Origin of the sequence: Streptomyces sp. URMC 123 (assembly GCF_051386515.1) — a bacterium.
Taxonomy (GTDB): Bacteria; Actinomycetota; Actinomycetes; order Streptomycetales; family Streptomycetaceae; genus Streptomyces.
In genome coordinates this window covers 64,240-71,113 of the sequence record NZ_JBPQTV010000005.1, presented here as the reverse complement: position 1 = coordinate 71,113, position 6,874 = coordinate 64,240, and the positions used below count along the sequence as shown (strand labels likewise).

Below are 6,874 nucleotides of genomic sequence, written 5' to 3'. Positions count from 1 at the left end.
CTCCGGGGCCGCGTCGGGGCCGGGCTCGGGCGCGGGGGCGGTCCCGGCAGCGGCGACGGGCCCGGCGGCGGTGGCGGGTTCGAGAGCGGCGGCGGGGGCCGGATGGCGGCTGCCCAGCAGCCGCATGCAGGGGCGCTCGACCACGGTGTGCAGCAGCCCGCCGGCCAGGGTCGCGACCACCAGCATCGCCAGGGCCAGCAGCACCGCGCCCGGGGTGTCCCACTGGCGCGCGTAGCCCAGCTCACCGCCCATCAGCCGGTGCCCGTAACGGATGACCATGAAGTGGACCAGATAGAAGGCGAAGGACCACTCGCCCAGCCGGACCAGCACCGCCGAGCGCAGCCCCGTGCGCCTCCCGCGCAGATCGGCGTCGGCCAGGGCGGTGATCAGCAGGGCGGCGGGCACGACGGAGCACGCGGCGATGGTGAACATCGGGGGCACCACCTGGGTGACGCCGTAACTCGCGGCGAGCAGCAGCGCCGCCACCCCCACCCGGGGGCCGCGCCACACGCCCGCGCGCAGGATCAGCGCCATCACGATGCCCAGGACGAACTCCAGCATCCGCACCGGCGGCAGCCAGCAGGCGAACCACAGCTCGTTGAGCGGCATGCCGGGGGCCATCTCGGCGCTCGCCGGGAACCGGCTCGTCACGAACGGCACACAGATCACGGCCGCGGCGAGACCGGCGGCGCACCACCACAGCCGGCGCGCCGGGATCTTGCGCACCAGGCGGTACCAGAGCGGGAACGTGGCGTAGAAAGCGAATTCGCAGGAGAGCGACCAGCTCGGGGTGTTGAACCCGGCCACAATGCTCGGCTCGGGAAGCCATGACTGCACCAGCAGAAGATTGGGGACCAGCCCGTCCCAGACGGAGCCGCCGGGCAGCACCGGCTCCGAAAGGGAGAGGATGATGAAGGCCGCCAGGCAGAAAGTGACGAGGTGCAGCGGATAGATCTTCGCGAATCGGCGCCGCCAGAAAGTCGGGGCGGAATCCTCGTCGCGGGCCGACCACGCCAGAACGAAACCGCTCAGCATGAAGAAGACCGAGACCGCGATCGAACCGAGCGTGGTGATGTGCAGCAGCGCGGTTCCGACCTGTCGGTCCGCGAAGAAGCCCTGCTGGGCGATGTGACAGGCGAATACCGCGAACGCCGCGAACCAGCGGAGGCCGGTGAGCGACGGCAGACGGTCGACGCGATGGAGCATCGGGGACTCGCTCCTCTTCAGGGGACGGGAAAGCCGAGGACGGGGTCGTCCTCGGGGAGACGGGGAAAGCGGGCGGTGATCACCGCGGGGAAAGGGCTGGCCCATCCTGGGGCGCGGTGAATTCCGCGACAACGCGGAGATGACACAGTCGCCGAACGGCGGAGCGGCCCGTACGGCGCCCGGCGAACCTGACAAAGTCGATCTTGCCGGTTATTCGGCCGCTTCCTAGCATGGGCCGCCGCAGTTCCCCACTGTCGCGACTCCCCCAGAACATTTCGGGTCGCTCCGCCCCCACTTCTCGGAAGGCAGTGATGAGTACACCGACCGACGTTTTCGCTCCCGCGCCCGCCGACGAGGCCACCCGTACGCCCGCCGGCGAGGCCGTGCCCGCGCCCGCCGACGTGGCCGTCGACCTCATGGACCCGCGGGTCCTCAACGACCCGTACCGCACCTTCGCCCGGCTCCGCGAGCAGGCGCCCCTGGTGCTCGGCCGGTACCCCTGGGGCGAGCCCTTCTGGATGGCCACGCGCTACGCCGACGTCAAGGCCGTGCTGTCCGACCCGGACCTGGTGACCAACCCCCGCAACGTGCCCGGCATGGACCTGCCCCACCTCTACGCCCAGGCCCTGGACGAGGCCGGCTTCCCCCGGCGGTACGCGCGCTATCTGCTCGACAGCGTGCTGTACCAGGACGGCCACGACCACACCCGGCTGCGGAAGGTCTCCGCGCGCGCCTTCACCGCGCGCCGCGTCGCCCATCTGCGGCCCACCATGGAGGCGATGGTCGACGCGCTGGTCCGGACGCTCGCCGAGCGCGCCGGGGACGGCGCGGTCGACCTCCTGGAGCACTTCGCCTATCCGCTGTCCATCGCCACCATCTGCGAGATAGCCGGCGTCCCCGAGGCCGAGCGGGAGCAGTGGCGGGCGTGGAGTTCGGCTTTCTACACCATGGACCCCGCCCTCCTGGAGCCCGCCGTGCGCGGCATGGCCGACCGCCTCCACACCATGATCGAGCAGCGCCGCGCCGAGCCCACCGGCGACCTGCTCACCGGCCTCGCCCAGGCCGTGGGCGACGGCGGGGAGCGGCTCACCGACGAGGAGATCGTCACCCTCGTCCTCGCCTTCATCACCGCCGGCAACGAGGCCACCGCCCAGCTCATCGGCAATGGCGTCGCCGCCCTGCTCACCCACCCCGACCAGCTCGCGCTGCTCCGCTCCGAGCCCGGGCTGCTGCCGCGGGCCGTGCACGAGATGATGCGCTGGTGCGGCCCGGCGCAGATCACCCAGCCCCGCTACGCCACCCGCGACCTGACCGTCGGCGGCATGCCGGTGCGCAAGGGCGAGCAGGTCATGGCCGTCATCGCCGCCGCCGGCCACGACCCGGAGGTCTTCCCCGCCCCCGAGCGGTTCGACATCACCCGGGAGCCCGGCCCCCGCCGCGACACCCATGTCGGCTTCGGCTTCGGCCCGCACTACTGCCTGGGCGCGGCCCTCGCCCTCCAGGAGGCCGAGGCGGCGATCGGCGCGCTGCTGCGCCACTTCCCCGATCTCGCCCTCGCCGTGGCCCCGTCCGACCTGGAGCGCCAGCTCTTCCCCGGCTCCTGGCGGCTGCGCGCCCTTCCCCTGCGGCCGGGCCGGGCGGCAGAGCCGCGGGAAAAGGACCTGGCGCGCGCGGACTGAGGCGCCTCAGGCCGCGACGCGCCTCAGGCCGCGACGAACTCGGCGATCCGACCCGCGTCCAGCGACAGATGCGCGCCGCTGAACCGGGACCGCATCCGGCGGTCGTGCGTCACGACCACCACCGCGCCCTCGTACCCCGTCAACGCCTGCTCCAGCTCCTCCACGAGCACGGGGGAGAGGTGGTTGGTGGGCTCGTCCAGCAGCAGCAGGTCCACCGGGTCGCTCACCAGCCGCGCCAGCTCGATCCGCCGCCGCTGCCCGTACGAGAGGTCCCCCACCCGCTGCTCCAGGTCCGCCGGGCCGAACAGGCCCAGCGAGAGCAACTCCTCGACGAGGTCCGCCGGATGGCCGGGCCGCCCGTGCGCGAAGGCCTCCGGCACGGTCAGCCCGGCCGGCCACGGCGTCTGCTCCTGCCGCAGATGCCCCACCCGCCCGGACAGCCGCACCGTGCCGCTGTCCGGCGCCAGCTCCCCGGCCAGCACCCGCAGCAGCGTGGTCTTGCCCGCCCCGTTGGGACCGGTGATCAGCAGCCGCTCGCCGGGGCGCACGGTCAGCGCCGGCACGTCCAGCCGGTCCCCGACGCGCACCTCGGTGAGCTCGGCCACCGGGGCCCGCTCCCCGTCCTCCTGGCCCCCGGTGGTGATCCGGGCCGTGAAGGTCAGCGGATCGGCCGGCGGGGCCACCGGGTTCTCGGTCAGCCGCGCGACCCGCTCCTTGGCGTTGCGGATGCGGCCCATCGCGCCGTGCCCGCGGCCACGGGAGCGGAACTGGCCCGCGCCGAAGACGGCGAACGGCAGCTTCCGCGGAATGTTGTCCAGCCGCGCCACGTTGGAGGCGACCAGCTCCCGGTTGCGGTCCAGCTCGGCGCGCCACTCCTCGTACTCGCGCAGCCGCCGCTGGCGCTCCGCGGCCTTGGCGGTGAGATAGCCGTCGTAGCCGTTCCCGTAGCGGGACACCCTGCCGGAGTCCACCTCCAGGATGGTGGTGGTGAGCCGCTCCAGGAACACCCGGTCGTGGGTGACCGCGACCACCGTGCCGCGGTGCGCCCGCAGATGGTTCTCCAGCCAGGCCACCGCCCGGTCGTCCAGGTCGTTGGTGGGCTCGTCCAGCAGCAGCAGCTCGGGTGCCGACGCCAGCGTCGCGGCCAGCGCCAGCCGCGAGCGCTCGCCCCCGGAGAGGGTGCCCAGCCGGCGGTCGCGGTCCAGGCTCGGCAGGCCGAGCCCGTGCAGCGCGATGTCGACCCGCGCGTCGGCCTCGTAGCCGCCGCGGGCCTGGTACCGCTCGACCAGCGCGGCGTACGACTCGAGCAGGGCGGCCAACTCCTTGTCCGGGCCGGGGCGGTAGGGCCGATCGGCCAGCTCGGCCTCGGCCCGGCGCATCCCCGCCTCCAGCTCGCGCAGCTCGGCCAGGGCCAGGTCGACGGCGTCCTGAACGGTGGCCTCCGGGGGCAGTTCCAGCGTCTGCGCCAGATAGCCGGTGCCGCCCGGGGCGACCACGGTGATCGCCCCGTTGTCGGCCTGCTCCCGGCCGGCGATCAGCTTGAGCAGGGTGGACTTGCCGGAGCCGTTGTCGCCGATGACGCCGACCTTCTCGCCCGGCTTGACGGTGAAGCCGACCCGGTCGAGCACGACGCGGTCGTGGTAGCGCTTGGTGATGTCATGCAGAGCCAGTTGTGCGGTGAGCACGCGAGGTCCTCCTGTTCTCGGCCGAGGATGGGTGGGGAATCCGCACACGCGAGGAGCCGTCCTGGCCCGGGGGCCCGACAGCGGAGAACGCCGACACGGCCGATGACATCGGAACGGCGTATTTCGGGAGTGCACGGATGGACACGGCGGCGGAGCTCAGCTCGACGCGGCCGCGTCCCCGGCTATCACAGAGAACCCATGGTGCCCATTCTAGGTGTTCGTTCACTGCCCCGGCAAGCGTGGCAGTGGTGCCGACGGCGATGAGATCCGAAGGGGTGCCGACCCGTATCGCGCCGGCTCGCGACAGGTGCGAAGGGGCCGCCGAGCGGCGGCGCGATCGAGCCGGTGATTGGCTGATTTCCGTTGGATGTACGGCCAATTGATGGACCTTCGGATCTTGGATGAGTACGTTTTCCCGCGTGAACTCGAAACCGCTGGTGCCGCCGAGATCGCCCTCCGCAGCCGCCGCGTCCCGCGGCGCCGCCCGGAGGGAGTGGGGGCAGAATTTCTTCCGTTCGGCCGCCGCGGCCCGCCGTTTCTCCGACCAGCTGGACGCCTCGTACGCCGCCTCGACCGGCGCCCCCTCGGAGGGGATTCTGACCGTCGAGATAGGCGCGGGTTCCGGCCGGATCACCAAGGCGCTGGCATCGAAGGGACACCCCCTGCTGGCGGTGGAGATCGACGCCCATTGGGCGCGCCGGCTGGCCGCCGAATCGCTGCCCGACGTCACGGTGGCGAACGAGGACTTCCTGACCTTACGGCTGCCCCGGCAACCGGTCCGTTTGATAGGCAATCTGCCCTTCGTCTCCGGCACCAAAATCCTCCGTCGCTGCCTGGAGTTGGGGCCGGACCGGATGCGCCAGGGGGTATTCCTGCTGCAGCGCGAGTACGTGGGCAAGCGGACCGGCGCCTGGGGCGGCAATCTCTTCAACGCCCAGTGGGAGCCGTGGTACGCGTTCGGGGAAGGACTGGCCTTCTCCCGCCAGGACTTCAGCCCCGTACCGCGCGCCGACACCCAGACGCTGATCGTGACACCGCGCCGCCGGCCGCCCGTGCCGTGGTCCGAGCGCGTCGCCTATCAGCGCTTCACGCAACAGATCTTCGACACCGGTCAGTTGACGATCGGTGAGGCCCTGCGCAAGGTGCTGCGCCGGGGCCATGCCCAGTTCGTGCGCGGTGCCGGGGTCCGGCCCGCCGACCGGGTCAAGGACCTCGACGTACGCGACTGGGCCGCGCTGTACCGCGCGCACCGGCAGTCGACCGGCTCCTGACACTCTCCCGGCCTCTTCCGGCGCTCCGCGCCGCCCCTTTCGGCGGGTGAACCGGCTGCGTACGACCCTGGCCGTACGCAGCCGGCCCTCTCACGGAAGGGTCCTCACGACGCGGGGGTTTCATCGGAGGACCGCGCTTCCCTGAGCTTGCGCAGCAGCTCCCGCTTCTGCTCCAGCGGGTCGATGCCGCCCTGGGGCGCCCCGCCCTTCCTCCCGCCGCGCATCGCGCTGCGGGAGAGCTTGGAGCGGGTGCCGCCGACGCCCAGCATGTTTCCTGCTCCCCTGGCCATGGGCTTCTCCTTTCGTCGGTGAGCCGAGTCGTTCCGTCTCGGCACATCCATGAGCTTGGACGATACGTTGCGTCTTGTCAAGACGATACGTATCGACTCGCCAAGCCCTACGCTGTTCCCATGCCCATCAACCGCGCACCCGAAGCCGCCCACCGCCGTCGCCGCACCCACAGCGCGATCCTGGGCGCCACGCTGGAACTCGTCCACGAGGTCGGATACCCCAAGGTGACCATCGAGGGCGTGGCCGCCCGGGCCGGCGTCGGCAAGCAGACCATCTACCGCTGGTGGCCCTCCAAGGCCGCCATCCTCCGCGACGCCGTCGTCTCCCTCACCGACGACATCGCCCGGACCGGGGGCGCCATCCCCGACACCGGTGACCTGGAGGCCGACCTCAAGACCGTGCTCCGGGCCACCGTCGACACGATGAGCGACCCCGGGTACGACGTCCCCGCCCGCGCCCTCGCCGCCGCCGGCATCGCCGACCCGGAGCTCGGGGAGGACCTGGTGGCGCGCCTCGTGGAGCCCCCGTTACGCCGCTGCCTGGAGCGCCTGGACTCCGCCCGGCGGGCCGGACAGCTCGCCCCGGACGTCGACCCGCGGATCGCCGTGGAGATGCTGGCCGGCCCCATCGCCCACCGCTGGCTGCTGGGCGACGGCCCCCTCACCCACGCGTACGCCGACACCCTCGTCGAGCTCACGCTCCGCGGGCTGGCACCGCGCTGAGCCGTTCCGGGGTCGCGGCC

General features: G+C 72.4%; 6 protein-coding genes. 3 read left to right on the top strand and 3 right to left on the bottom strand.

What is annotated here, in order from left to right; genetic code table 11:
* Nucleotides 1-1,206 (bottom strand): acyltransferase family protein (locus ACSNOD_RS01905; protein WP_436764913.1); only part of this gene is annotated, 1,206 nt, incomplete at its 3' end.
* A gap of 311 nt (nucleotides 1,207-1,517) precedes the next feature.
* Here ACSNOD_RS01905 and ACSNOD_RS01900 point away from each other — a divergent pair.
* Nucleotides 1,518-2,885, top strand: coding sequence for a cytochrome P450 family protein (locus ACSNOD_RS01900; protein ID WP_436764912.1), 1,368 nt, complete (start codon nucleotides 1,518-1,520; stop codon nucleotides 2,883-2,885).
* 23 nt (nucleotides 2,886-2,908) lie between these two features.
* Here ACSNOD_RS01900 and ACSNOD_RS01895 read toward each other — a convergent pair whose 3' ends face one another.
* Nucleotides 2,909-4,570 (bottom strand): TlrC/CarA/OleB/SrmB family ABC-F type ribosomal protection protein, encoded by a 1,662-nt coding sequence (locus tag ACSNOD_RS01895; protein ID WP_436764911.1) that lies wholly within the window; start codon nucleotides 4,568-4,570, stop codon nucleotides 2,909-2,911.
* A 419-nt stretch (nucleotides 4,571-4,989) separates the two neighbouring features.
* Here ACSNOD_RS01895 and erm point away from each other — a divergent pair, with 419 nt between their 5' ends.
* Nucleotides 4,990-5,841 (top strand): 23S ribosomal RNA methyltransferase Erm, encoded by an 852-nt coding sequence (gene erm, locus ACSNOD_RS01890; RefSeq protein ID WP_436764910.1) that lies wholly within the window; start codon nucleotides 4,990-4,992, stop codon nucleotides 5,839-5,841.
* A 104-nt stretch (nucleotides 5,842-5,945) separates the two neighbouring features.
* Here the strand turns inward: erm and ACSNOD_RS01885 are convergent, their stop codons facing one another.
* Nucleotides 5,946-6,131 carry a DUF6243 family protein gene (locus ACSNOD_RS01885; protein WP_436764909.1) on the bottom strand — a complete coding sequence of 62 codons (186 nt, stop codon included), beginning with the start codon at nucleotides 6,129-6,131 and terminating at the stop codon, nucleotides 5,946-5,948.
* Nucleotides 6,132-6,251: 120 nt separating this feature from the next.
* Between ACSNOD_RS01885 and ACSNOD_RS01880 the strand changes: the two genes are divergently transcribed.
* Nucleotides 6,252-6,854, top strand: a complete 603-nt coding sequence (locus ACSNOD_RS01880) for a TetR/AcrR family transcriptional regulator (RefSeq protein WP_436764908.1) — start codon at nucleotides 6,252-6,254, stop codon at nucleotides 6,852-6,854.
* The last annotated feature ends 20 nt before the right edge of the window (nucleotides 6,855-6,874 follow it).

Bases quoted from the DNA above. Each gene is read 5' to 3' on its own strand.
- ACSNOD_RS01880 (WP_436764908.1), top strand. From the start codon at position 6,252: ATGCCCATCAACCGCGCACCCGAAGCCGCCCACCGCCGTCGCCGCACC.
- ACSNOD_RS01900 (WP_436764912.1), top strand. From the start codon at position 1,518: ATGAGTACACCGACCGACGTTTTCGCTCCCGCGCCCGCCGACGAGGCC.
- ACSNOD_RS01885 (WP_436764909.1), bottom strand. From the start codon at position 6,131: ATGGCCAGGGGAGCAGGAAACATGCTGGGCGTCGGCGGCACCCGCTCC.